We start from the raw sequence: 23,012 nt of genomic DNA, 5'->3' as shown, positions 1-23,012 counted from the left end.
TAATACTAAGTGTTTTCCGGATCTACTTTATTCAGGAAGAGAAAAACAGCAGTCCCAGAAATGACGGACATGGAAACCGATAATATCGCGCTGCCGATCACATACTGCAGCAGATTATTTTTTACAAGATCAAAATTCAGCTCCTGGCTGAAAATATTGCTGTTTCCCCCAACAAATGGCGAACCCAGAAACAATGAAGCTGCAATAATAAAAGGGATAAAAGGCGGTATACTTACATTTGAAGCCACAAAAGCCAAGACTTTATTCAGCTTAAAAAGTACGGCTAAAGATATGGTAAGCAGGGTATGAAAACCCCAAAAAGGAGAAAAACCTATCAATACACCGAGTGCAACGGAAAAAGCTTTGGTTCGGTTACTTCCATCGCTTTCCAGAACGTCTTCTTTTATAAATCTCTTAAAACTTTTTTTTTTGAAATTATTAATGAAATTTCTAGGAATAATGTAAACCAGCGTAATGGCTACCAAAATCGTATTAAGGATACTGATTCGGGTGAAATCTTTAAAAGGCCTGAAATGGGACACTCTTTCTGCAGGATCGTATAATACTTTTACAGGAACATTTTTTACAGGAACATGCCTCCAGGCTGTCCGTACAATAATTTCAATTTCAAATTCAAATTTAGGGGTAAAATATTTTCTGGGAATTTTATGCAACGGATACAACCGAAATCCCGATTGTGTATCTTCCAGCTTAATCCCTGTTTCAAACCAGAACCAGAAATTAGAAAAACGATTTCCGAAGCTGCTTTTTTTAGGTATTCCGTCCTGAGCCATATTTCTGTTACCTATCAGAAGTACATCCTGACTTTCCTTTAGCAAAGCTTCTACAAAAACCGGAATGTCATCCGGGTAATGTTGTCCGTCAGAATCAATAGTAATCGCATAGCTGTATCCTATCTTTTCCGCCACTCTGAAACCTGTTTTCAAAGCATTTCCTTTTCCTTTATTTTCAGGCAGATGAATAATCCTGATTTCGGGATAATCCTGTAAAATAAATGGTGTGGAATCTGTAGAACCGTCATTAACAATGATAATGTTATTCGTGTAATGTAAAATACCGCCGATAACTCTCCTCAGCGTTTTTTCATTGTTATAGGTAGGAACTAAAACACAGATATTCTTTTCGGAAATTGCTTTCTGGACTTCAGTGAGGGTCATGGTTTTATTTAAAACTTGCTTTTTCGGCCTCCGTCATTGTTTTAGATTGTGCCGCAAATTTTTTAATATAGTTTTTTAATGTTGAATTTTGCTTGCTGTAATTATTCAGAATGAAAGCTTTATCATCTTTAAGGCTTCCTCTGTACCCCACAATTTTCGGAATATTTTCCTGAACACTCATCCTGATGACCCGAAGTTCGATATTATTGGGATTGCTTTTGATAATAGTTTCAAGACTGGTAGCACCGGATTTTACCAATGCTTTCCGGTTGTGCTTCGTAATTTTGGCTTCCATTATTTTAGCTGCCGCTTTATAACCCTGGATGACGGCGTCAGACCCGGAGCTTTTTTCAGCAGTATTGATAAATGCTTCGGTATTCGCATTGGATGCATTTGCTTTAGCATAACTTTCCCGCAAAGATTCAATTCCCGATTGAAAGAAAAGCATAACTGCAGTTACGAACGAAAAAATTAATTTCATTTTGCCAGTTTTTTATAGTTAACTGACATTTTTAATGCAATAGTCTCGCCAAAAGAAGTGGTATTTTTTACTTTAACTTCTTCTTCAGATTCATTAATATCCAGCTGTAATTTCAGTTCAGGGGTTTCAAAAGGATTAATGATCGCCATAAATTTTACATTGGAAGCGGATTTCAGAAATAATTTTTGTCCTGCTAATTCTTCAGAAAGTTCTTTTACAATCTGCATCATACAAACTCCTGGAGTAACGGGATTTCCCGGGAAATGGCCCTTAAAGATTTCATGATCTTTATTAAGTAAAATATGGGCGATATAACTTCCGTTCTCTGTTTTTTCGTAGGATTCTAATTGGTAAAAATCGGTAAGAATTGTCTGCATTATTTATTCTGTTTCAGTTATTTGGAATAATTTTATATTGAATTTAAATCTTTATTTAGAAAATTCAAACTATTCGCGAAGATATATCTTTTTGAAACGAAAAGGAAATTGTTTTACCAACAGATTTTTAAACTTACTTTTTAAAGCGAAACGTATAATAAGCTCCAATCTGAAAAACAGTATTTGAATTGGCAAAAAGAAAAGAAGAATTTTCGTGATCCAGCATGGATATAAATCCCTTTTTGATCCGTACTTCAAAGCCCAGATTTTTGGAAAGATCATAACCCAAGCCTCCCGCGAAGCCAAGATCAAGTCCGGCATTATTATTACCGACAGCAAGATCCAGAAACGGGCCGGCAAAAACATTAAAGTTTTTTATATATACTTTATTTGTAAATTGCAACCCTACAAAATCATAGTGAAGCCTTTTGCGCGGAAGAATTCCGTTTTCTGAAGTGTATTGCAAATTTGTACCCTGTCTTGAGTAATTAAATTCAGGCTGTAAAGCGTAGCGCTCCGTAAATCTAATGTTTCCCTGTAATCCGATATAAAAATCTGTAACTGTTTTCAGGTTTGTATTGATCACCTTTTCGGGTTTGTCGTCTTCGTGGATGTAAAAGTTTTCATTGTTTCTTTTAGTAAGGGTAGCGAAATTTACGCCTGTCCTTATGCCCGTACTGAAAGTCACCTGAGCTGATGAAAATCCGAAGATCAGAATCAGACAGGTAAATAATATTTTTCTCATGTAAGGTCATTGGTTTTCGGTAATCTGGAATAGTTTTATATTGATTTTGAAATCTTTATGCCGGAGATTCAAACTATCCGCGAAGATATGTTTTTTTGCGTCAAAAGTAAAATCGATCTTTTCCCTGTTGTTTTTCGTATAAACAATTTGTTTCAGCATTCGGTTCTCCTTGCCAAAGAATAGATAATATGCTTTCTTATCTGCTTTTGAAAGATAAATATAATCGGTTTTGTTTTCAAAACTTTGTGAAACAGGATAATTTTGTTTTAAAAGCTCCCTGAAATCGTTCTTCAGAAAATTAATGACGATTTTTTTATCCATATCGGGAAGTACATAATTGAGTTTAAAATCTTCCTCCGAAATTTCAAAGTCAATCAATTTATTTCCAAAATCCGAAGTTAACACAACACGATGAGTGTTTTCACTAATTTTTTTTATGATCAGAATGCCACTTACATGGTTTTTATAAATATCCATCTGGCATTTATACACATAATCTTCCGTAGATGAAAAATAGAGATTTTCAACAGCCTTTTTAACGGCCGTAACAGGTTTCGCATCATTAAGCGTATAGGTTTTACACGCTGTAAACAAAATGAAAATCAGGCTATAAGCTAAATTCCGAAGCAGCAACCGGCGCATTGACTTTTGTATTTTTGAAAATAATATTGGTAGTGTCTCCGGAAGCTTCCGTCATATTGACCTGAGAAACCGTTGATTCATTTTTAGGAAAATATAATTCAATTTGCTTAATATATTTCAGCAGCTGAGCAGATTTCGGGGTAAATTTTGCAATGTTGAAATTGGCACTTTTCATATAACTTACTGAGAATTCTGGATCATTGAACATCTGTCCGTTTGAACTTCCTACGATTAATTTATTGATTTTTTCGAAAGTTTTGCTTTTGGCATCCACAGAAGATTTCTTACCCTGATCATTAATAAATATCTTATTATCCTTAAAAACAATGCTGTACTGATAGGGTTTTGTGTATTTCCAGGCAAGCATATTCGGAGTTTTGAGGGACATTCTTCCATAGGTAACGATATTTTTATCCAGGAAATCCATTTTCTTGCTCTGCGTAAAATCGGCCTGCAGCGTTTTTATCCCTTTCGTTTCCGAAGAAACTTTCGCTACAAATGCTTTGGCTTCAGCCCCGGACATTGCCGTATTCTGTGAAAAAAAAACACCTGAAATCAATAGAAATGCTCCTAAAGCTATATTTTTAATCATTTTTTAACGTTTTAATGTAACCACAGAAGGCACAAAAGATTATTATTTCCATTTAACATTACAATTAAAGTCTACAAAAGATGAAAATTAAAAATTTTCAAAACTTATGTGTTATTCTTTTCATTTAAGCGTACTCTGGTGTTAAAAAGCTTTTGTCTCTTTTGCGGTTAAAATATTATCAATTGTAAAAGTTGAATATTTCTTATCCTTCAAAAATACCAATAAATCTGCCAAAACTTTATACGTTTTTTCTGAGGTATCGTGAAGAAGAATAATGCTTCCTTTTTTTAATTTTTTGGTAATGTTATGGTAAATTTTGTTCTCATCCTGAATTACCGTATCTAATGACCGTACATTCCAGCCAATGCTTTTCTTATGGGTTTTTCTGATTGCTCTGGCAATGTTCGGGTTGGTTACACCAAACGGAGGACGGTATAAACTGGTTTTTAAATTGCCGGTTTTCAACATCATTTCGTCACATTTTTCGATCTCTTCGATCATTTTTGAAGTTGATAAAAAACCGGTATTGTCAGCATGTGAAAAAGTATGATTTCCAACGGTATGACCTTCTGCAATAATTCTTTGGAAGGTTTCGGGATATTTTTCAATCTGTTTCCCGATGCAGAAGAAGGTTGCTTTTATATTGTTTTCCTTGAGCAGATCCAGAAATTGAGGTGTATATTCTGTAGGCCCGTCGTCGAAAGTCAATGCAACTTCCCTGATTTTTGTTCTTTTATGATTAAAACTGCTTACGAAATAATTCAGCCCGACATCAAAAGATCCCCAGATAATAACCGCAAAAAACATCAGAAAACAAAACAGATATACCCAAAACGTTCCCTGAAATGCATAAATAAAAACATTGCAGAAAATATAGAACAGGATAAACGGATAATGTTTCATCTTTTATTGTTTACAAATTTAGGGTTTAAAATATCCATGATTTATATATTCGTGTTGTCATTGTGAATGGAGCAAAACGGAATGAAATGCTCTTGCGAACGAAACCTTTTCAAACTTTATATTTCCAAACTTAACAGGTTTCAAAAACCTGGTAGGTTTTAATTTTATTAATTCAACAAACTAAACTTTTCCCAACAAAACCAAGCTGTGATCATTTCCTCCCAAATGATTATAAAGCAGAATGTTCCTAATCTCACCTTTTTTCAGATCATTAATCATCATCACTTCCGGAATTTCCTGACTCTTAAGGATATGACAAGCGATAAAGGTAGAAAATCCACTGGCCGTATTGAATTCGCCGCTTAAATGTTTGTAATACAGTAATGAAGAACCTGTAAATAGTTCCGTTGCTTTGTTGTAATACACATCAGACTTTGAATCTCCGCTGAAACCCAAAATTACTGCGTCAATATTAGTGTTTGCTAAATTATTTTTATTTAAAAATTCTTTAATAAAGTCTTGAGTTTCTCCTAATTCTAATACATTAACAATCTGAATATCTTTCAGTTGAGCATAACAATTTACTGCCTTTTCTTTTCCCAGGACAAAAAAACTTGCTCCTTCTCCCCAAACAACGCCGTGCGTTTCTGAGTTCAGGTAATCTACAGGTAAATCTTCTTCTTTTTTAATGGTTTTGTTTAATTTGTACAATTCCATTGTTCTTTCGGTCTGTTCATCCGTTGAACCAACGAGTACATTTTCCGCGTCACCGTCGATAATCTGTAGTTTTGCATCCAAAAAAGAAAATTCCAGAGACGAAGATGTATTCACATACGTGAAATTATATGCATGACATTGAAGACCTAAAGCGATCTGTCCTGCCACCGTATTATGAGTAGACTGGATGAAATAAGTGGGAGTCAAAAACTCTTCATTATTATCCAGCACATTTTTTAAAAATTTCTCGGAATCCTGAGAACATCCTATGCCGGTTCCCACAATGATCGCATCCGGATTTTCAATACCGGCCTCTTTTAATGCATAATGCGAAGCGACAGAACTCATTTTTACTGTTTTAGACATTCTTCTGATCATAGCCGGAGGAATGAATTCTTTGTAGACAGGTTCGATGGCTTTTAAGACCAGAGTAGAATATTCCGGCTTTAAATTTTCTAAGAAATTTTCATTTAAAGTGTCCTGAACAGAAATGCAGGCGGCACTGTTGATGTAAACCGGATTCATGACTTTGAGAAAATTAAGGTTGAACAATTTCCGCCAAAACCAAACGAGTTGGAGAGAACGTGGTTGATGTTTTTTTCTCTGAGTTCGGTAACCGGAGTCAGGTCAAATTCTGCCATTTTAGTTTTAAAATTCAGATTCGCGAAAATGATATTATTCTGAATGGCCAACAAAGAATAAACCGCTTCAATTCCTGCTGCTGCAGCCAGAGTATGGCCTGTGAAAGCTTTGGTTGAACTGAAATCCGGGACTTTATTTTCTCCGAAAATTCTGATCATTGCAATACCTTCTGATAAATCATTATTTGGAGTTGCCGTTCCGTGAACGTTAATATAATCGATTTGTTCTTTATCTAAACCCGAAATTTTGAGTGCTTTTTCCATCGCTAAATAGGCACCCTGACCGTTTTCGGAAGAAGCAGTCTGGTGATGCGCATCATTGGCATTTCCATATCCCGAAAGATAACCAAGCACTTTTTTATGTTCCTTTTTCACCACGTCTTCGGATTCCAAAATTATAAAAGCGGCCGCTTCTCCAAGATTCAGACCTTTTCTGTCATGATCAAAAGGAGTATTATAAGAATCTGTAAGAATCATCAGCGTGTTAAAGCCATTCAAAGTAAATTTTGAAAGGGCATCTGTCCCGCCGACGATCACACGATCCAACACTCCGTTCTTAATCAGTTTGGCTCCCATCATAATCGCATTGGCTGCTGACGAACACGCTGTACTGATGGTTGAGACCATACCTTTCAAACCAAGATAGTCCGCAATTAACAAAGATGAATTTCCGGCATCGTGAGAGTCAATATATTTTTGCTGTTCAGGAAGATCTTCGTAGGAATAGAAATATTTTTCGGTCATATCCATTCCGCCAACGCTGGTTGATGAAATGAGACCTGTTTTATATCCATTGATGTCTGTAATTGCTGCATTTTCTACCGCTTCTTTTGCGGCAATCATTCCTAACAGGGCTGTTCTGGTAGCATTTTTTACATCTTTAAGATGAAGCTTTTCTATAAGCTCTGCGTTTGAAAGCTTGATTTCACCTGTTTTGATGCTTCCGGCATGGCGTGTTTCAAAGAGTTCGATATCTGAAATTCCGTGCTTTCCGGACATTAAGGATTGCAGATTTTCCTCCACATTGTTTCCAATAGAAGAAATAATGCCCATTCCTGTTATAGCAATTTTTTGACTCATTTTTACAAAATGTAACAATGTATCAATGTAACAGTTTACCAATTGCTAGACTGTTACATTGGTACATTGATATATTAATTTATTTTGTTCTGTTTTCCTCGATGTATTTTGCCATAGTGTCAATGGATGTAAAAATTTCCTTTCCTTTTTTAGGATCGGCCAATTTTATTCCATATTCTTTATCCAAAAGAACAATCAGCTCCAACGCATCAATAGAATCCAGACCCAGACCGCCACCGAATAACGGATCCGTATCTTTAATTTCTTCTACTGCAACGTCTTCTAAATTAAGAACTTCAATGATTTTGTGTTTTAATTCTTCTCTTAAGTTTTCCATAATTTTAAATTTACCAATGTATCAATGTATCAGTTTACCAATTGATTATACTGAATGTCATTGTTACATTGTTATACTGTTATATTGTTACATTAGTTCGTAAGCAAATATACAAAAGCATTATAACTTTCGTGATATAACTCTACCCAACCGCACAATACCTTGTCGGCTTTTCCTGACTGCAAAATCTGTTCCGAGTAATTATTTAAAAATTGCTCATCAAATTCATTCAGTACAAAAAAGGCGTTTTCGGTCTGCATTTTATGCTTGATGCTGATTTCTCCTACGCAAATATTGGGTAATGTATATACAAAAACCGCGGGGCTCGGGAAATAATTTTCCTGAAAATTGATGCTTTCCTGATATTTAAAGTCGGTATCAAGGCTTGAAGATCTGTTAGCAAAAACCAATGCGGTTCTGCTGTGATCTCCCTCTTTTAGAATTATTTCAGAGGCAAGAAATGCGAGTTTACTCAGATTATCCATCTTATGAAATTTCGGATAATTGACTTCTAAAGTTTTATAGGCTTCTTTGGAAAAATCTGAGAAATTTTCAGTTTGAGTTTCAAAAATAACCTCGTTGTTGAAAGTAATTTTTGAATTATTTATGGTGCAAATATCTGTTTTCTTCATGAATGCGTTTTAGAATTTTAAGGCTTTTTTGTTGGGTTTTGATGGGTGTTGAAAACAGCAAAAACAATAATTTTATTTTCTATAATTTGATAAATGATGACGTAAGGAAACTTTTGAATATAAGCCTCACGTAAGTTTCCTTTTTTTAAAGGAAAGTGCAATGGGTTATTTTGAATTCTGAAAAAATAAGATTCAACTTTTTTTGTAAATTGTATTCCAAGCGCAATCTGCTTACTTTCGTACCACAATGCAGCTTCTTGAAGATCAGCTTCGGCATTTGGAGATAAAGAAATTTGATAAATCATAAATTTTTCATCAGTCTTTCTTTTACTTCTTCCCACGAAGAAGTTTTAAGTTCACCACTTAAATATTTTCCACGCTCTTCTTCAATTCGGTCATAAATATGATCCGGAACTTGTGGATATTCTGAAGATTTTAGTTCTGAATCTTCTTCTGCATCAATAATGCTGTTGATGATTCTTAAAATTCTTTCATCCGCAATGTCGATGAATTCGTGAATTCTTTTTCTGATTTCTATTGTAGAGCCCATTTTTCAACCTTTAAGTCTATCAAAATTACGAAATTATTCTTTACACTTTTCCAAAACAACCGCCGCATTACAACCGCCAAAACCTGAAGCCGTTTTCAGAATATATCTGATTTCTGCAGGTTGATTTTCTTTAATAATATTCAAAGATTGGGAAGTCCCGATGTCTTCAAAATTTTTAGATGGAAGCAATGTTTTATGTAAGGCACTTTCCATCGAAATAATGGTTTCCAGTAGCCCGGAAGCACCTAAACAATGCCCATAATACGCTTTTAAACTATGCAAAGGAATGTTTTGTAACTCCGCACGGTTGAAAGCGATAGCTTCCATCTCATCATTATAGATGGTGGCAGTTCCGTGAGCGGAAATAAAATTAATTTGCTCTGCTGTAACCTGTGCTTCCGTCATCGCATTTTTAATGCTTGCATATAAGCCATCACCGGTTCTGGAGGGTCCGGAAATGTGATTGGCATCATTAATAGCAGAATCTCCTAATATTTTAAAACTAAATTTTTCGTTTTGTAGGATTTTTCCTTCGTCAGAACGATAGCCTGTTATGTAAACTGCTGCTGCTGCCTCACCAAGATTGATGCCGTCGCGGGTTTTATCATAGGGTTTGCATATCCCGCTTCCGATAGCCTGAAAAGAATTGAAGCCAGAGATGACAAATTCTGAAATTTCGTCTCCGGCAATAACAAAAGCATCGTTATATTTTCCGGACAAGATCATGTTTTTTGCAACAGCGAGTGCCATTACTCCGGAAACACAAGCATTGGAAACTACAATTGGCTTGGTTTTAAATCCGAAAAAATCGGCAATTTTTTGAGCTAAATCCGAAAGGAAAACGCCTTCCGGCAAAGTGTTTTTATTTTTTAATAAACTGATGTTTCCTTTGGTAGTTGATAAGATAAAAGCTGTTTCTTCTGTAATCTGATGTCTTTCAACCAAAGGTTGTAAGCTTAACAAAAACATTTTTTCCAGCCTTGTAAAATTGTTGTTCTGTACGGATTTGAAATTTGTTGTAAATTCCTCTTCCAGTTTCTCAGAATTAATTTTGGAAGCGTAAAAAGGTTCGTGATTCTCTATGATTTTATGAAGAGAGACACCGGATTTTCCTTCCAGAAGAGCATCCCAGTTGGAAGAAACATCAAAACCTAATGGCGTGACACAATTGTAATCGGTGATATAAATTTCCTTCATGGTAATCCCATTTTATCTTTCCAGCTCTGAAAAAACTCAGGATTGTACAAACATAAATTATTATCGGAATCCAGGAAAACCTGAATGGTTTCTCCGGAACAAACCAACTGATTATTTTCGTTAAAAAGCTCGTATTGATATATTAATTTTGCTGAAACCGCATTAACGAAAGTCGTTACAATCTTGAACGTTTCGCCATATTTCAGTGGGAGAAAATGTTCGCAGGTACTTTTAACGATTGGCGTTACATAACCAGCCTTCTGAATATCGAGATACGTTAAACCATGTTGTCTCCCGAAAGCTTCTCTTCCATCTTCAAAATACACAATATAATGCCCATGCCAAACAATTCCAAGCGGATCTGTTTCGTTGAAGCGGACACGGACTTCCTCGGTACAGCTTAATATAGTTTCTTTAGACTGCATTTTGTTTTCTTTCGTAAAATAATGAAATAGCAACCATAGCGATATAAAATAAAAATAAAAATATGATTTCTTTTGCAATACCACCGATTCCGCTGTTTCTTAAAATGATATCATAATACGCATTTAAGCCCCAGTTCATCGGCGAAAATTTGGCGATGGTCTGCATAAATTCCGGCATCAGGAAAACCGGAACCCAAATTCCGCCGATTGCTGCCAGCACCACAACTGAAGTTGCCCCGAACGGAGCTGACTGTTCCTGCGTATCTGCAACAGTTCCCAGCAAAACCCCAAATCCAATAGCCGCTAATCCGGCGAAAATGGTAACGATAATTAACGGAAACATCTTTCCGGTCACATCAAACTGCGGAAGATCCATATACGGGAAAAGATAAATTCCTACCGCAACCATCAGCAAAAACTGAATAACACAGATAATAAGATATGTAAATGTTTTTCCTAAAATATGAATGAAATACGGTGTCGGACTGATTCTTGCCCTCACGCTTGTTCCCTGGCTTTTTTCTTTAACTAAATTAATAGAAAGCGGAACGACGATGAAAAATATCGCAAACAAAGCCCAAGCCGGAACATTATGCTGAACGGAATTCGGCAATACATCCATATTTCCTTTTTTCGGAGTGATCTCCTTAAAGGCAATCAGGCTGTTATTTTTTAGATCTTCCGTAGTTCCCAGCTGATCCTGAAACGCTTTATAAATCTTTTTGTTTTCGATCTCAAAAACCATTTTATTCACGGCATTCATCACATTGTTCTTAAAGCTGATATTGGTTGCGGGATCGAAATAAAGGCGGATATCTTTTGCTTTTGAAGTATTCTGTTTTATCGCCGTAGAATCGGTTTCTAATCCAAATGAGCTAACAATAGATTGAACCTTAGAATCAATATTGGAGTTGATGTCTTTCGTTAAATTTTTAGGGATAACAATAGCCATCTGATAATCTCCCCCAAATACGGCTGTCTCAGCAGATTTTTCATTAAAATCGGTCAGCAGCTCAAATGTTTTACTGTTTTCAAGCTGTTTCTTTATGCTTTCTGAAATTTCAGATTGGTCATTATCAATAAATATAATCGGGATTTTTGAACCTTCCATATTTTTAAAGGTCGAATCCTGAATTAGAGTAATGGTAATAATCAGCAGTAACGGCATCACGAAAATGATGACGATTCCTCCAATATCTCTTTTAAGGAGAAGGATTTCTTTAATAAAGCTTCGCCACAGTTTATACAACAACATCTCGTAATTCTTTTCCGGTTAATGAAATAAAAACATCTTCTAAGTTTTCTGCGTTGCCTACTTTGTTTACCAGTTCTTCGGGAGTCCCAACTGCGTGGATTTTTCCGTGATCGATAATGGCAATTTTGGTACAGAATTCTTCCGCTTCAGAAAGGTGATGTGAAGTATAAATAATACAGGTTCCTTTTTTATTCAGATCTAAAAGATGATCAATAATTGCTTTTTTAGACTGTACGTCAACGCCTACGGTCGGTTCATCCAGAAATAAAACTTTCGGGTTGTGAAGGGTTCCTGCGATGAGGTTGCAGCGGCGTTTCATTCCTCCGGAAAATTGTTCCACTTTTTTATCGGCAAATTTTGACAGTCCCATGATTTCCAGAGATTCATCAATGGAAGTTTTTAAATTTTTATGGCTTAAACCATACAAGCTTCCGAAGAACATTAAGTTTTCTCTTGCCGTCAAAGTAGGATACAAAGCGTATTCCTGAGGAACAATACCAATAATCTGCCTTAATTTAAAACCGTTTTTCTGGGGGGAAAGCCCGTCAATGGTAAATTGTCCCGATGTGGGTTTAATCAATCCGGAAAGTATGGAAATAAGCGTGGTTTTACCGGCTCCGTTGGGCCCGAGAATTCCGTAGATCTCGTTTTTGGCAATATTCAGCGAAATATCATTTACAGAAAAGTCTTCTGCATTCTTATATTTTTTGTAAAGATTTTTTATTTCAATAAAATGTTCCACGTTATATTGCTTTTCTTAATTTTTTATAGAAAGCTTCTTCCAGATCTGCAATGTGAAGCATTGATTTTGAAAGGTTGTTATAGATATCGCTTTTTGAATTCCTGTTTTTGTAAACCCGGGCAATATCCACTGCAAAATCTCTCCAGAGGTCACCAATCATGGTGATTTCTTTCGACAGTTCTTTTAATTCATCATTTTTGAGAATAACGGCCGCTTCCTGTAAGAAAGCTCCGTAAATGAACCTGAAGCCTCCTCCTCCGGTTCCTATTTCCTCCTGCATGCGGATCAGCTGACCCAAATAATGATTGGTAGTCTTTGTACCTTTTTTTTCAGCCCATTTCGGAATGCTTCTGGCGACCCATCTTATCGCTTTTACTCCGACAATAGGAACAGGAGCAAGCATATTTTTGCAGGTATCTCTGATTCCTTTTTTAATCGCCTCTTCAAGATGGATCTTTTCCGGAATATAAGTAGGGTAGTACATGTGTCCTTTCGGAGGAAGTGCTCCTTTGGCATATCTCACCTTTTCCAGCTCGGCTTCGCTGAGGGTGGTTACATAATCCATTACGGGATCACTGATAAGAAATTTCCCGTCTTCTTTTCCGTACACTACAAGATTGTGCGCATTGAAATGGAATTTATACTCTTCCGGAAAATAGGTAAGGTTGAAAACACCTACCTGAAGGCCGGTAGGAATATTATTTTCAAGGTTTTTTTCAAGGGCTTTCTGAGCTTCCTGCGGATTGGAAAATTTAAGCCTTTTAATTTTAATTCCCAGTCTTTTTGCGGCTTTGCTGAAAATGGCTCCCGGCATCGGACGGTAGCTGAAACCGGGCGCAAAATTTACTTTTAAAAAAGGGAGGTAAACAAAAAATAATCCGGAACCGATTCCGAAGATCATGGGCTCGCTTAGTTTTAACCCTTTGTTTAATAATAAATTGGAAGCAACACCGTTTTCGCAATGCGCAGTCTGATGGTGTTCAAAATTAATTTTCATTCTTAGCTTGGTTTATTACTTTTCAACGATAATTTACTTACCGTTGAAATTTTTCAGTTCGTCTACCGTAATACCGAATGTATCAGCATATTTTTTCAGTACAGAGTCGCTTAGTGTTTTAAATATTTTTGGTTTTCCGTGTCTTTTTACCCGCCACTGCCACATTCCTACGTAGGCTGCCAACACCTGAAGATCCATTTTATTGAGCTCCATGAAATAGACAATAGGACTTACGATATTATTGGCTACGTTTTGCTTTGCTTCTTCAATTCTTTCATGGATGAGTTCCATGGATTCTTCCAGCGCCGCTTTTTTTGCATCCCAGCCAATGCTGTTGGCGGTGGTATAATTGTCATTTTCATCCGTAACATACAGAACTTCAGTCATGTTTGCGGATTTAAGATTGCTTTCATCTTGCGGAAGGTCTTGCTTTTTCATGGGCTTTAGCTTTTTACTTCTTGAATAAACAAATTGATTTCAGCTCTGATCAAAAGCTGGTCATTATGAAAAGTTTCGCAAAAGATATTGCATATATTCCCGAATTGTGAAATGAGCGAGGCTCTGGAAATAATTTTATCACCTACTTTTGGGAGTGCATGTACTTCTATTTTTTTGATGGAGGTAATAAAGCCAATCACTTTGGTATCTGTGTCTGGATTCTCAAAAAAACTTTGTCCCAGAATTGAAGAACAGGTTTGTGCAAGATTTTCAATAAGGCCGGCCTCAGCAAATTCGTTATTGTGTACAAAAATATTGTTTTGCTGAATCTCAAAGGAAGTTACCACTTTTTCTTTAGTCAGTTCCATGATATAGTCTGCCATCAGCATCGGGTCGCGATGCGGGAGAAAATTGTGGATGTTGATGATGTTTTCTTCCTTGATTTCCATTAAATGATATATTTTTAAGTTCGCGAGTCGTTTGACTACCATAAATCTTCGATTTTACTTAGCCAAGATCACGAAATTTTTAATTCAAATATTACATGACTACAGTCTTCATCTGAGATTTTGCAACAACCTCGTCATTGACTTTTGTGATGACATCTACCAAAGTTACACCCATCATTTCATTAATAATGAAAACTTCGGATACTAACTCATCTCCCGTTTCCGGAAGCTTGTTTACCTCAAACGATTTAACAGCGCCGATATATCCGGTAGGCGCTTCTTTTCCCGAAAGATAGAATTTATAGCCGGTATGAAGCGCTACACTTTGTGCCTGATGTTCCAGCAATCCTGAAGCCTGGAAAATTCCGTTCTGAATAAAAATGTTTTCTTGCGTCGGAATAAATCCTGAAACAATATGACTTTCCGAATATTCTGCGATGCTGTTTACCATTACAAAAGGAAACCGCTGAGGAATCAGGTTTTCAACAAAATTCTGATCGGATGTAGGCAATCGGTTTTCCATTTAGCAAACAGTTAAGAGGGCACAAGAGTAGGCAAATCTTCCACTTTCCGGCACGCAAAGAAGTACTTTTTCTCCTTTTTTCAATTTTCCTGAATTCATTAGTTCTTCAAGAGCGATGAAAATAGAACCGGCACCAATATTTCCTACTTCGGAAAGGTTATAGAACCATTTTTCCCAAGGAAAATCCAATCCTACATTGGCAAATTCTTCTTTCAATCCTTCTTTAAAGTATCCTGACGAAATGTGCGCCAGTACGTGGTCTATTGTATTTGGGTCAAGATTGTGCTTATCGAAAGATGATCTTAAACTTTCGGCACCTTTTACCAAAATATACTGGTCTAAAATTTTTGTATCCTGTTTAAGAGCAAAGATGGATTGTTTCAGCCATTCGTCCGAAGAATAATCTGCCCAAGATTTCAGGCTTCCGTCTTCCTGTTTTTCGCATCCGGCATACATACATGCTTCAATCTCGTGGGCGTAAGAATAAAAATCAATGAATTCTACTTTCAGGGAAGTTTGGTTGGGTCTTGGTTTATTTTCAAGAAGCAGCGCACCTGCACCGTCGGAAAGCATCCATCTTAAAAATTCTCTTTTGAATGCAATAATAGGTCTTTCTTCAAGCAGTTTTAAATTTTCTGCTTCATGATTGAATTTATCGGCAGTCATCCATGCTGAAAATCTTTCCGAACCTACACAAACGGCATTTTCCTTAACCCCTGCTTTTACGGAAAGAAAACCGTAATTAAAGGCATTCATCCCAGAATTACAAAGGCCTGTTGAGGTGTTAATCTCGATTGATTTATTGAGATTAAGTTCTCCGTGAACCATGGATGCATGAGAAGGCTGGATCTGATCTGCAGAAGTGGTTCCGCAAGAAAGCAACTCGATATCCTGTTTACCAAAATTTTCATCAAAAAGACCTTCTACGGCTTTTGCGGTAATCTGGGCATTGGTGTGGGTAGGTTTTCCTTCTTTGTCTAAAGCGTAATACCTTGTTGTAATTTTGTTGTTTCTTAGAATTAAAGCTCTTGCTTTTGACGGTTTGTCATTTATATAGCCAAGATACGTTTCCATTTCATCATTAGAAACCGGTTCATTCGGCAAGTATGTTGAAGCTTTTGTAATAAATACGTCGTTCATTCTATTTTATATTAATTCCTTGTAAATATTCTCTTTGTTTTTTTCTTTTAAACCAAAAGATAGGTGTTGTAAGCAAATGTAATACCAGAACTATGGGTGATACAATCCATATTGCGGCCATCAAATATACCTTAAAGAATTTGATCAGCAAAGGTCGCTTTTCTTTTTTCCTCATGATGAGGCCGGACCATACTTTGAAAATTTTATTGCCTACTTTTTCTACTCTCACAAGGAAGGCACGGATTTCTACGGCTCCGTTTTTTACAAGATCCGGCTGTAGTGCTCCCAGTGTATTGGCGGAAAAATGTTTTTCAATAATTCTGCCGTATTTTCCGGCTCCGTTAATCTCTTCATCTGAAACTCCTGCTGCAGGAAGCATACCGGATTTTTCCTTTTTTCCGGTAGTCATCCAGCGAAGGATGGTAAGGACACTGGTGTAATTATCGTGTCTGTCTACCAACGCAATATTTCCTACAAGCTTAGCCTGCATTTGTTTCAGGTATACTTTAAGCTTTTCCTGGGAAAACATCCACATATTTCTTGTTCCTGAAACAGTAATAACCGGAGTATCTTTAAGAATGTTTTCGGCAAAGCCACTTTTCAGAAAAGAAATAATGGGAATGGACGGGGTTAAATACCAGACCTGGTATCCGAAAATGACCAGGTCAAATTTTTTATTCAGAACTTCTTCCGGTGGCGGCAGAATTTCACTGGGTATCTGCAGATAAGATTCAGGAAAAGTATTGAAAAATACATCACCTGACCACGGAAAAGGAAAATCTTTTTTCAGTTGTATATTATAGTAGGTTACCTCATATTCAAGGTTTTTCTCTTCAAATGGCTGAGCCATATTTTTTACAATATCTTCCAGCTGGCCGGACTGAGTATAATATATAACAAGTATATTCTTTTTCATTAATTCTTTTTATCCGTTTACAAAAATATGCTTTTCATATTTATTATTGTGAAGTAAATATTTTTAATGATCCATAACTGAATTTTAATGAATATTCAGCATTATCTAATATATTATTTTTTGCATTACAAAAGATAATGGTTTCAGGAAGTTTTTCCAATGCATTGATGCTGAAGTTTTCATCTGAAATCAACAGGATGTCAATGTTTTTTGTGATTTCTTCAAAATCATTGATGTAGCTGATTTTTCTTCTTTTGACCAGATAGTTCTGTTGGGCAATCTGTCTTTTTTCAACATCTTTTATGAAACTGAATATTTTTCTTTCTGCCTGCTGAAGCGTAAGCAGAATGTCTTTCTGCCCGAAATCGTCTGCGATGTGAAGGATATTCGCGTTCTTCGGAATATGCTTGCCGAGTTCAAAGTAGATTGATTTATTGTTTTCAAAATCTTTTTTAACGGCGCTCACCACTTCATTGTCTTTATATAAAAAGCTTAAAAACAGTTTTTTCTTAAAATAATTTTCATCTTCGAGTTCATTTCGCAAAATGGCAAATTCTTTTCTGAAGTAAGCGTTAATCTTTTTGGTACGTTCAGAATAATTCTTCCCGAAGCTTTCATCTTCCTTTTTTATCCTTTCGCCAATTTTTACGGTAATGGATCCGTCGTAAATGATAAAATCTCCTTTCGGCAATACCTCGGAATTTCCGTGAATATAAACCGGTACAATATCCAATCCGAATTGCTCAGCAAGATAAAATGCCCCTTTATGAAATCTTTTAATATCGTTTGTGTAGGAACGTTCTGCTTCCGGGAACACAGCGAGAGAATATCCTTGGTCTACTTTATCTTTTAACTTATCAATACCATTTTCTATACCTTGGGAAACAGGATAGCATCCTAATGCCCTCACCATTTTTCCGAAAACAGGTGATTGGTATACCCAGTCATTAACAAGGAAAACAAACTTATGTGTAGTCATTGCAACTGCGAGTATATCAAGGAATGAGGTATGGTTGGCAATAATGATGGCCGGTTTGCTGAAATCTTCATCCGTAGCTTTAATGATCTTTTTCTTTACCCATGGATTGGTAAACAAGACAGAAGTTAAAAATTTCGCAGAAATAAATTTAAAAAAGTTTAAAGTTCCGCCTTTGGAATTCTTTGTAAACGGACTGATAAACAGAGAAAAAAACAATCCTCCCAATCCGTAATAAAGGAAAGACAGTACCGAATGTATAAAAAGCCTTAATGTGATAGGAGAGAGTCCTTTTTTTGCCCTGTTGGTAATAAGTAATCTGAACCAGAAAGGATATAAGGTTGACGTAATAACAATTACCGAAAACATTCCTATTAAAGCCACCAGAGCTAATGAATGAAGGGCAGGATGTTTGGCGAAGATCAGTGAACCGATTGATAAAATAGTAGTAAAAACAGCCAGAATAATTGACGTTCTGTATGTAGGAAGTTCATTTTTGCCGGTCGTATGCTCCTTTTGCATAGCTTGGGTCAGGAAGATGCTGAAATCATCTCCCACTCCGAAAACCAATGTACAGACCACCGTACTGAAAATATTAAGTTCTAACCCGAGAAAATATAACATCCCTGCCGTGACTATACCGGTAAGGACAATCGGGAACATGGTGAGAAGCGTGAGTTCAAAATTTCTGAAAAACACAATGATCGTTAAAACAATGGCTAAAAGGGAATAATTGATCAGGGTGTTAAAATCGCTTTTCAGCAGTCCCAGAAAGTTTTCATTCATCTGCTGCCGGTCGATGGCAAGAACGTCATGTTTTTTTTCAACATCTTTAATAAAAGCGTTTCTTTTGCTTTCATCTACTTTTACAACATTCGATACAGTATAAAATCCGTTTTCTTCACTCAGGAATTCAGAGACTTGCAGTGCTTTTATCTGTTCATACTCTTTAAGGCTTAACGGAGTGTAATCTTTATTTAAATTATCATTAAACTGATTGAATGCAGCTTCATTAAAACCATATTGATTCCCATTTTGAATGAGCACGGAAACGGTGCGTATTTTTTTATCAGAGGTCCAGAATTTTTTCCAGTCTTCAATTTTTTTCTGCTGATCTTTTTCGGAAAGCACAACTTTTCCCAAAGAATTATAGCTTAATATTTTTCCCTCCTGCTTTTCCTTTTCAAGAAACCGGCCCAGCTCCGAATTTTTGGAGAGTGCTTCTTCTGCAGAATTGCCATAAGAAATCGTGTAAATGGATTTTGAAGTAATGTCGGAAAGCTTTTGGAGTTTAGCTTCCGTTATTTTTAAATCTTTAGGAATATAATTTAAATCTCCGATATCTTCGTTAAATCCTACATGCCGGAATCCAAACAGGCAGGCCATGATGATCACCGAACAGCCGATAATCAGAGGTTTATTTTTCTCATAAGGATAAGACCCGATTCTATCAATAAAATTGGTATTTGCGTCTTTTTGTTTTTTGGGATGGTAGAGCTGGGGAACAATAATTAATGCCATAACAGAGGATAGCATAACCGTAATGGCGGCAAAAAGTCCCAGATCTTTCAACGCCTCAGAACGTACCAAAACCAGGCAGAGAAACGAAATTGCCGTGGTGGCACTGCTTAATATGATGGGCTGTGTGATTTCTTTATAAAGTTCTTCAATATTATTGTTGTGCTTGTAATGGGTAAGAATATGGAGGGCATAATCAATCGTAATCCCGATCAGAATGGCACCTACACTTAATGAAATAGCGGAAATTTTATCTTTTATAAAATACAGGATCAGTAAAGCCAGCAATACCGAAAAAACCGTCGGGAGAAATACAATAAACGGGGTAAAGAAATTCCGGAAATAATAGATCAGTACCACCAATAAAATAGTTAGGGAAATCAGTACCGTGTTCTGGATGTCTTTTTTGATCTGCTGAGCATTGGCAACCGCAATTACCGGAGAGCCGAAATAGCTGATTTCCGTTTTCCCTTTGAACTGCTTATTCAGGTTATCTTTTATTTCATTTAAATGATCAATGAATGCTTCATTGTTTTTGGTATCGTTGCTTTTATTTTTAGGATCGATAAAAAGCAAAAGATTTTTTCCGTCTTTGGTAACGATATAGCTGTTTTCAAGTTTAAAATCCTTGCTGATGTTTAAAGCATTGAGTTTTTTTATCCCTAAAAAAGTAATGCCAAGCGGATCTTTCTTGATAAATTCCTTCGTCACCAGGCTTGTGGGAGAAACCAGGGAGATATAGTTGTTTTCTACCTGTTTTGCAATACTGTCTTTATTGAGCTTTCTCTCAATTTCCGTGTAATCGTTTTCATCTAAGAATAAAGGAAGATTTTGGTTGATAAAATCAAAGGTTTCGGATATTTCACTGTCATTTACTTTTCCCTGAACAGAGCTGATGTACTTTTGTAAAGGTTCTGTTTTCTGAAGAAAAGCATCTGCCGTTTCGGAAAGCTGGAAATTATCTTCCCCGGACCGGTTTTCAATAATAACAATAATTTTATCTGAAAAGTTAAGCTGCTGAAGAACTTTTGCGGTAAGATCTGATTTTTCATTTTTAGGAATAATCTGGTTAATATCTTCCTCAAAATTGATTTTTGAAGCAAAGAAACCGCATATCACAGCAATTCCTACTGCAAATAATACAGACAGAAGCTTATTTTTAGAAATGAGATAATATAAAAAGATGAAAAAACGATGCATCACATGGTAAAATCAAGTTTGCAAATTTAAATTTTTCAGGATTAGTTCAAAGTGTTTTCATAATAAGTTTATCTGAAAATCAATAAAATATTTAATCGTAATGAAAAAAAATATACATTTGCAGAAGTTCCTATTAATAATATAAAAAAAACTAAGCATTGCTTAGAATTTATTATGTTTACAACAAATGATGAAAAAATAAACGGATTTTTATTCGTAATAATTCTTCCGTTCCTGCTGTATTTCATGTCCTACTATGGATTTGAATCTTCTTATGCACGGCTTAAAACAATGGAAAAAGCACCGGCATTTATGTTCTCTTCAGTATATGCTTACAGAGTAATTCCTAACTATCTGAGTGTACATGGCACAGAACTTCTTACTTCTACTGTTAATACATACGTTCCATTTATGAAGAATTTTCTTTTGAAACAGGGAACATTATTTTATCACAGTACATTTCTTATTAACAGTTTCTTTTTTCTGCTGTCTTCTGTCATTTTAAATTCAATTTTTGGAGTCAGCACTTCCGGGATGCCTACGCCCCTCATTGTCAGAAGAGTGCTTCATTTGCTGGCTGTTTTCTTTCTCGTAATTACGCAGTATGTCCCTACCAATTGCGATTCGATTGCCATTTTCTTTTACCTGTCGGGATGTATTCTCACCTTTAAATATTTACAGAAAAAAAGACGGGCAGATTTTGTTCTGTTAATCATTGTTATAGCAGTTTCAACATTTGTAAGGGAAACTGCGTGTCTTATTATTTCTTTTTTTGCTGCCGTTTTTGTGAATTTTGAAAAGCTGAAGAAAAAAGATTTTTCTTTTATGAACGAAATATTCATATTGGCTGTAGCTTTTGCAATTCCTTACATCGCTCTGCGGATGATTATTAATCAGGAAGTGTCTTTGGTGGAGGGAATCTATTTGTTCCAGAACTTTACCAGTCTGTTTAACATGAGCGGTTTGATGTTTGCGGTTATAAGTGTTTATTTCTGCTATCAATTATGCAATGAGGAAGGAAAATCTCTGGTAAAGAAATATATATTCTTTTCTCTTCCGTATCTTCTTATGATTACTGTAGTGGGACTTTTTTGGGAAGTCAGGCTGTTTGTTCCTATCATTCTTACGGGGCTCATTTTTGTTTCCTATCAATTTAAAATACAAATAATCAAACCATGAGCTTGCTGCATCCATATTTTATCATTGCGATGATTTATATGCTTATTTTCAGTTGTTTGGAAGTATTTAATGGTAAGGTTGAAAAAAAATGGCTGTGGATTTTGGGTGTTTATCTTATTATGATAGCAGGTCTCCGAAATAATGTGGGGCCTGATTACGGAAGTTATAAAGGAATTTATATTTATTCTGATGTCAAAGATTATATTTCAATTTTGATGAGTGCTATCGGAAGGGAAGGTCCGCAACCTGTAGAATTGGAATGGCTGTATGTACTCATCAATAAAATATTGCTCAATATATTTGGTGCTCCGTTTTACATGGTTACTCTGGTTATTGCGATTCTGGCTGTTTTTTTTAAGGTAGAATATGTGGATGATAATACTTTCTATCCATTTACCTTTATGCTTTTAATGTTTATTCCCGGCTTTTTTATTGGAGAAAGCGGCCAGATCAGACAAAATTTAGGGTCATTCATTGTTTATTTCGGAATAAGATACATAAAGGAACGGAAATTCTGGGCCTACTTACTTTGTATTTACTTAGCTGGTGGTATTCATAATGTTTGCTATATTTTCCTTCCAATGTACTGGCTGGTAAAAATTCCATTAAATAAATATGTGATGCTTTTTCTCATTATTGTCTCTGTGTTTTTATCTCCTTTCGAAATTTACAGATCTTTTGGAGGTTTTTTGAACAATGTTGCAGCAGACAATACACTCTCCATAGGCTTTAACGGTTATCTGGATGAATCTGTTGAAAGAATTAACGGTGCGGTTGGTATACCGGAAATTATGATGGCTATCCTTACATTCTTTCTGTTTGTTTTTGATGATAAGATGAAAGCCAGATTCCCTTATTACGAATATCATAGTATTTATGTGGTGTTGGGAATATGTTTTTATTTTATTTTCAGGAATAACCCTATATTTTCCTCAAGACTCGCAGGTGCGTTTATCGGTTTTGCCTATATCATTATTCCTAATTCAATGTATGTAGTATCCGCCAGAACGAAAGGCTTGATTTATATATTTATAATTGCACTGGTAGTTTTTAATTTTATCGTTTTTTCAGCTTTTAACAATATAAAAGCAGGACGTTTTACTATTGATCTTTATCAGAATTATCTTCTTCCGTAAATGTAATATGAATAACAATAACAATTTTTTTAAATATCAATTTACT

The 23,012-nt window shown here is 35.8% G+C and carries 26 protein-coding genes; 2 read left to right on the top strand and 24 right to left on the bottom strand.

Annotation, left to right across the window (positions count from 1 at the left end; all coding sequences use genetic code 11):
• Nucleotides 1-5: 5 nt before the first annotated feature.
• The 24 genes from U9K52_RS19015 to U9K52_RS18900 form a co-directional block, all read right to left on the bottom strand.
• Nucleotides 6-1,178 carry a DUF2062 domain-containing protein gene (locus U9K52_RS19015; RefSeq protein ID WP_322927766.1) on the bottom strand — a complete coding sequence of 391 codons (1,173 nt, stop codon included), beginning with the start codon at nucleotides 1,176-1,178 and terminating at the stop codon, nucleotides 6-8.
• 4 nt (nucleotides 1,179-1,182) lie between these two features.
• Complete coding sequence (locus U9K52_RS19010; protein WP_248388799.1) at nucleotides 1,183-1,659, bottom strand: hypothetical protein; 477 nt, start codon at nucleotides 1,657-1,659, stop codon at nucleotides 1,183-1,185.
• Nucleotides 1,656-2,036, bottom strand: a complete 381-nt coding sequence (locus U9K52_RS19005) for a 3-hydroxyacyl-ACP dehydratase (protein WP_248388797.1) — start codon at nucleotides 2,034-2,036, stop codon at nucleotides 1,656-1,658. The genes U9K52_RS19010 and U9K52_RS19005 overlap by 4 nt, the downstream gene beginning before the upstream one ends.
• Before the next feature lie 133 nt (nucleotides 2,037-2,169).
• Entirely contained in the window at nucleotides 2,170-2,781 is a 612-nt protein-coding gene (locus tag U9K52_RS19000) for an outer membrane beta-barrel protein (protein ID WP_322927764.1), read from the bottom strand.
• A 6-nt stretch (nucleotides 2,782-2,787) separates the two neighbouring features.
• Nucleotides 2,788-3,375, bottom strand: coding sequence for a hypothetical protein (locus U9K52_RS18995; RefSeq protein ID WP_248388793.1), 588 nt, complete (start codon nucleotides 3,373-3,375; stop codon nucleotides 2,788-2,790).
• Between the two features lie 13 nt (nucleotides 3,376-3,388).
• Entirely contained in the window at nucleotides 3,389-4,015 is a 627-nt protein-coding gene (locus tag U9K52_RS18990; protein WP_322927763.1) for an outer membrane lipoprotein carrier protein LolA, read from the bottom strand.
• 141 nt (nucleotides 4,016-4,156) lie between these two features.
• Complete coding sequence (locus tag U9K52_RS18985; protein ID WP_322927761.1) at nucleotides 4,157-4,918, bottom strand: polysaccharide deacetylase family protein; 762 nt, start codon at nucleotides 4,916-4,918, stop codon at nucleotides 4,157-4,159.
• 180 nt (nucleotides 4,919-5,098) lie between these two features.
• Complete coding sequence (locus U9K52_RS18980) at nucleotides 5,099-6,160, bottom strand: beta-ketoacyl synthase N-terminal-like domain-containing protein (RefSeq protein WP_322927759.1); 1,062 nt, start codon at nucleotides 6,158-6,160, stop codon at nucleotides 5,099-5,101.
• On the bottom strand, nucleotides 6,157-7,356 hold the full coding sequence (locus tag U9K52_RS18975) for a beta-ketoacyl-[acyl-carrier-protein] synthase family protein (protein WP_322927758.1): 1,200 nt from the start codon (nucleotides 7,354-7,356) through the stop codon (nucleotides 6,157-6,159). Before U9K52_RS18975 ends, U9K52_RS18980 begins: the two co-directional genes overlap by 4 nt.
• Nucleotides 7,357-7,435: 79 nt before the next feature.
• Complete coding sequence (locus U9K52_RS18970) at nucleotides 7,436-7,693, bottom strand: phosphopantetheine-binding protein (RefSeq protein ID WP_066437770.1); 258 nt, start codon at nucleotides 7,691-7,693, stop codon at nucleotides 7,436-7,438.
• A 92-nt stretch (nucleotides 7,694-7,785) separates the two neighbouring features.
• A complete protein-coding gene (locus tag U9K52_RS18965; protein ID WP_322927756.1) occupies nucleotides 7,786-8,325 on the bottom strand; it encodes a hypothetical protein in 540 nt (179 codons plus the stop codon).
• Between the two features lie 17 nt (nucleotides 8,326-8,342).
• A complete protein-coding gene (locus U9K52_RS18960) occupies nucleotides 8,343-8,666 on the bottom strand; it encodes a type II toxin-antitoxin system RelE/ParE family toxin (protein ID WP_322927754.1) in 324 nt (107 codons plus the stop codon).
• On the bottom strand, nucleotides 8,627-8,875 hold the full coding sequence (locus U9K52_RS18955) for an addiction module family protein (protein WP_248388779.1): 249 nt from the start codon (nucleotides 8,873-8,875) through the stop codon (nucleotides 8,627-8,629). The genes U9K52_RS18960 and U9K52_RS18955 overlap by 40 nt, the downstream gene beginning before the upstream one ends.
• A 33-nt stretch (nucleotides 8,876-8,908) precedes the next feature.
• Nucleotides 8,909-10,072 (bottom strand): beta-ketoacyl synthase N-terminal-like domain-containing protein, encoded by a 1,164-nt coding sequence (locus U9K52_RS18950; RefSeq protein ID WP_322927752.1) that lies wholly within the window; start codon nucleotides 10,070-10,072, stop codon nucleotides 8,909-8,911.
• Nucleotides 10,069-10,497 carry an acyl-CoA thioesterase gene (locus tag U9K52_RS18945; protein WP_248388775.1) on the bottom strand — a complete coding sequence of 143 codons (429 nt, stop codon included), beginning with the start codon at nucleotides 10,495-10,497 and terminating at the stop codon, nucleotides 10,069-10,071. Before U9K52_RS18945 ends, U9K52_RS18950 begins: the two co-directional genes overlap by 4 nt.
• On the bottom strand, nucleotides 10,487-11,752 hold the full coding sequence (locus U9K52_RS18940; protein WP_248388772.1) for an ABC transporter permease: 1,266 nt from the start codon (nucleotides 11,750-11,752) through the stop codon (nucleotides 10,487-10,489). The genes U9K52_RS18945 and U9K52_RS18940 overlap by 11 nt, the downstream gene beginning before the upstream one ends.
• Nucleotides 11,739-12,494, bottom strand: coding sequence for an ABC transporter ATP-binding protein (locus U9K52_RS18935; RefSeq protein WP_248388770.1), 756 nt, complete (start codon nucleotides 12,492-12,494; stop codon nucleotides 11,739-11,741). The genes U9K52_RS18940 and U9K52_RS18935 overlap by 14 nt, the downstream gene beginning before the upstream one ends.
• A gap of 1 nt (nucleotide 12,495) precedes the next feature.
• Entirely contained in the window at nucleotides 12,496-13,491 is a 996-nt protein-coding gene (locus tag U9K52_RS18930; protein WP_322927750.1) for a BtrH N-terminal domain-containing protein, read from the bottom strand.
• 33 nt (nucleotides 13,492-13,524) lie between these two features.
• Nucleotides 13,525-13,929 (bottom strand): hypothetical protein, encoded by a 405-nt coding sequence (locus U9K52_RS18925; RefSeq protein ID WP_248388766.1) that lies wholly within the window; start codon nucleotides 13,927-13,929, stop codon nucleotides 13,525-13,527.
• A 5-nt stretch (nucleotides 13,930-13,934) separates the two neighbouring features.
• Entirely contained in the window at nucleotides 13,935-14,378 is a 444-nt protein-coding gene (locus U9K52_RS18920) for an ABC transporter permease (protein ID WP_248388764.1), read from the bottom strand.
• Between the two features lie 91 nt (nucleotides 14,379-14,469).
• Nucleotides 14,470-14,901, bottom strand: a complete 432-nt coding sequence (locus U9K52_RS18915; protein ID WP_248388761.1) for a hypothetical protein — start codon at nucleotides 14,899-14,901, stop codon at nucleotides 14,470-14,472.
• On the bottom strand, nucleotides 14,902-16,041 hold the full coding sequence (locus tag U9K52_RS18910) for a beta-ketoacyl-ACP synthase III (RefSeq protein ID WP_248388759.1): 1,140 nt from the start codon (nucleotides 16,039-16,041) through the stop codon (nucleotides 14,902-14,904).
• Nucleotide 16,042: 1 nt separating this feature from the next.
• Nucleotides 16,043-16,957: a dialkylrecorsinol condensing enzyme DarA gene (locus U9K52_RS18905; RefSeq protein WP_263602118.1), complete on the bottom strand. Its 915-nt coding sequence runs from the start codon at nucleotides 16,955-16,957 to the stop codon at nucleotides 16,043-16,045.
• Between the two features lie 43 nt (nucleotides 16,958-17,000).
• Entirely contained in the window at nucleotides 17,001-20,651 is a 3,651-nt protein-coding gene (locus U9K52_RS18900) for an MMPL family transporter (protein WP_322927748.1), read from the bottom strand.
• A gap of 174 nt (nucleotides 20,652-20,825) precedes the next feature.
• Between U9K52_RS18900 and U9K52_RS18895 the strand changes: the two genes are divergently transcribed.
• Together U9K52_RS18895 and U9K52_RS18890 are read left to right on the top strand one after the other, a co-directional pair.
• Nucleotides 20,826-21,830 carry a hypothetical protein gene (locus U9K52_RS18895; RefSeq protein WP_263602120.1) on the top strand — a complete coding sequence of 335 codons (1,005 nt, stop codon included), beginning with the start codon at nucleotides 20,826-20,828 and terminating at the stop codon, nucleotides 21,828-21,830.
• Nucleotides 21,827-22,966, top strand: a complete 1,140-nt coding sequence (locus U9K52_RS18890) for an EpsG family protein (RefSeq protein ID WP_322927747.1) — start codon at nucleotides 21,827-21,829, stop codon at nucleotides 22,964-22,966. Before U9K52_RS18895 ends, U9K52_RS18890 begins: the two co-directional genes overlap by 4 nt.
• The last annotated feature ends 46 nt before the right edge of the window (nucleotides 22,967-23,012 follow it).

The organism is Chryseobacterium sp. MHB01 (genome assembly GCF_034651565.1).
GTDB classification, from domain to species: Bacteria; Bacteroidota; Bacteroidia; order Flavobacteriales; family Weeksellaceae; genus Chryseobacterium; species Chryseobacterium nepalense.
This window is presented reverse-complemented; position numbering and strand designations above follow the sequence as displayed.

Coding starts and splice junctions, on each gene's coding strand:
- U9K52_RS18890 (WP_322927747.1), top strand. CDS start 21,827: ATGAGCTTGCTGCATCCATATTTTATCATTGCGATGATTTATATGCTT.
- U9K52_RS18930 (WP_322927750.1), bottom strand. CDS start 13,491: ATGAAAATTAATTTTGAACACCATCAGACTGCGCATTGCGAAAACGGT.
- U9K52_RS18925 (WP_248388766.1), bottom strand. CDS start 13,929: ATGAAAAAGCAAGACCTTCCGCAAGATGAAAGCAATCTTAAATCCGCA.
- U9K52_RS18920 (WP_248388764.1), bottom strand. CDS start 14,378: ATGGAAATCAAGGAAGAAAACATCATCAACATCCACAATTTTCTCCCG.
- U9K52_RS18980 (WP_322927759.1), bottom strand. CDS start 6,160: ATGAATCCGGTTTACATCAACAGTGCCGCCTGCATTTCTGTTCAGGAC.
- U9K52_RS18895 (WP_263602120.1), top strand. CDS start 20,826: ATGTTTACAACAAATGATGAAAAAATAAACGGATTTTTATTCGTAATA.
- U9K52_RS18900 (WP_322927748.1), bottom strand. CDS start 20,651: ATGCATCGTTTTTTCATCTTTTTATATTATCTCATTTCTAAAAATAAG.
- U9K52_RS18955 (WP_248388779.1), bottom strand. CDS start 8,875: ATGGGCTCTACAATAGAAATCAGAAAAAGAATTCACGAATTCATCGAC.
- U9K52_RS18990 (WP_322927763.1), bottom strand. CDS start 4,015: ATGATTAAAAATATAGCTTTAGGAGCATTTCTATTGATTTCAGGTGTT.
- U9K52_RS18950 (WP_322927752.1), bottom strand. CDS start 10,072: ATGAAGGAAATTTATATCACCGATTACAATTGTGTCACGCCATTAGGT.
- U9K52_RS18910 (WP_248388759.1), bottom strand. CDS start 16,041: ATGAACGACGTATTTATTACAAAAGCTTCAACATACTTGCCGAATGAA.
- U9K52_RS18970 (WP_066437770.1), bottom strand. CDS start 7,693: ATGGAAAACTTAAGAGAAGAATTAAAACACAAAATCATTGAAGTTCTT.
- U9K52_RS18905 (WP_263602118.1), bottom strand. CDS start 16,957: ATGAAAAAGAATATACTTGTTATATATTATACTCAGTCCGGCCAGCTG.
- U9K52_RS18985 (WP_322927761.1), bottom strand. CDS start 4,918: ATGAAACATTATCCGTTTATCCTGTTCTATATTTTCTGCAATGTTTTT.
- U9K52_RS18945 (WP_248388775.1), bottom strand. CDS start 10,497: ATGCAGTCTAAAGAAACTATATTAAGCTGTACCGAGGAAGTCCGTGTC.
- U9K52_RS18965 (WP_322927756.1), bottom strand. CDS start 8,325: ATGAAGAAAACAGATATTTGCACCATAAATAATTCAAAAATTACTTTC.
- U9K52_RS19000 (WP_322927764.1), bottom strand. CDS start 2,781: ATGAGAAAAATATTATTTACCTGTCTGATTCTGATCTTCGGATTTTCA.
- U9K52_RS19010 (WP_248388799.1), bottom strand. CDS start 1,659: ATGAAATTAATTTTTTCGTTCGTAACTGCAGTTATGCTTTTCTTTCAA.
- U9K52_RS18940 (WP_248388772.1), bottom strand. CDS start 11,752: ATGTTGTTGTATAAACTGTGGCGAAGCTTTATTAAAGAAATCCTTCTC.
- U9K52_RS18915 (WP_248388761.1), bottom strand. CDS start 14,901: ATGGAAAACCGATTGCCTACATCCGATCAGAATTTTGTTGAAAACCTG.
- U9K52_RS18975 (WP_322927758.1), bottom strand. CDS start 7,356: ATGAGTCAAAAAATTGCTATAACAGGAATGGGCATTATTTCTTCTATT.
- U9K52_RS19005 (WP_248388797.1), bottom strand. CDS start 2,036: ATGCAGACAATTCTTACCGATTTTTACCAATTAGAATCCTACGAAAAA.
- U9K52_RS19015 (WP_322927766.1), bottom strand. CDS start 1,178: ATGACCCTCACTGAAGTCCAGAAAGCAATTTCCGAAAAGAATATCTGT.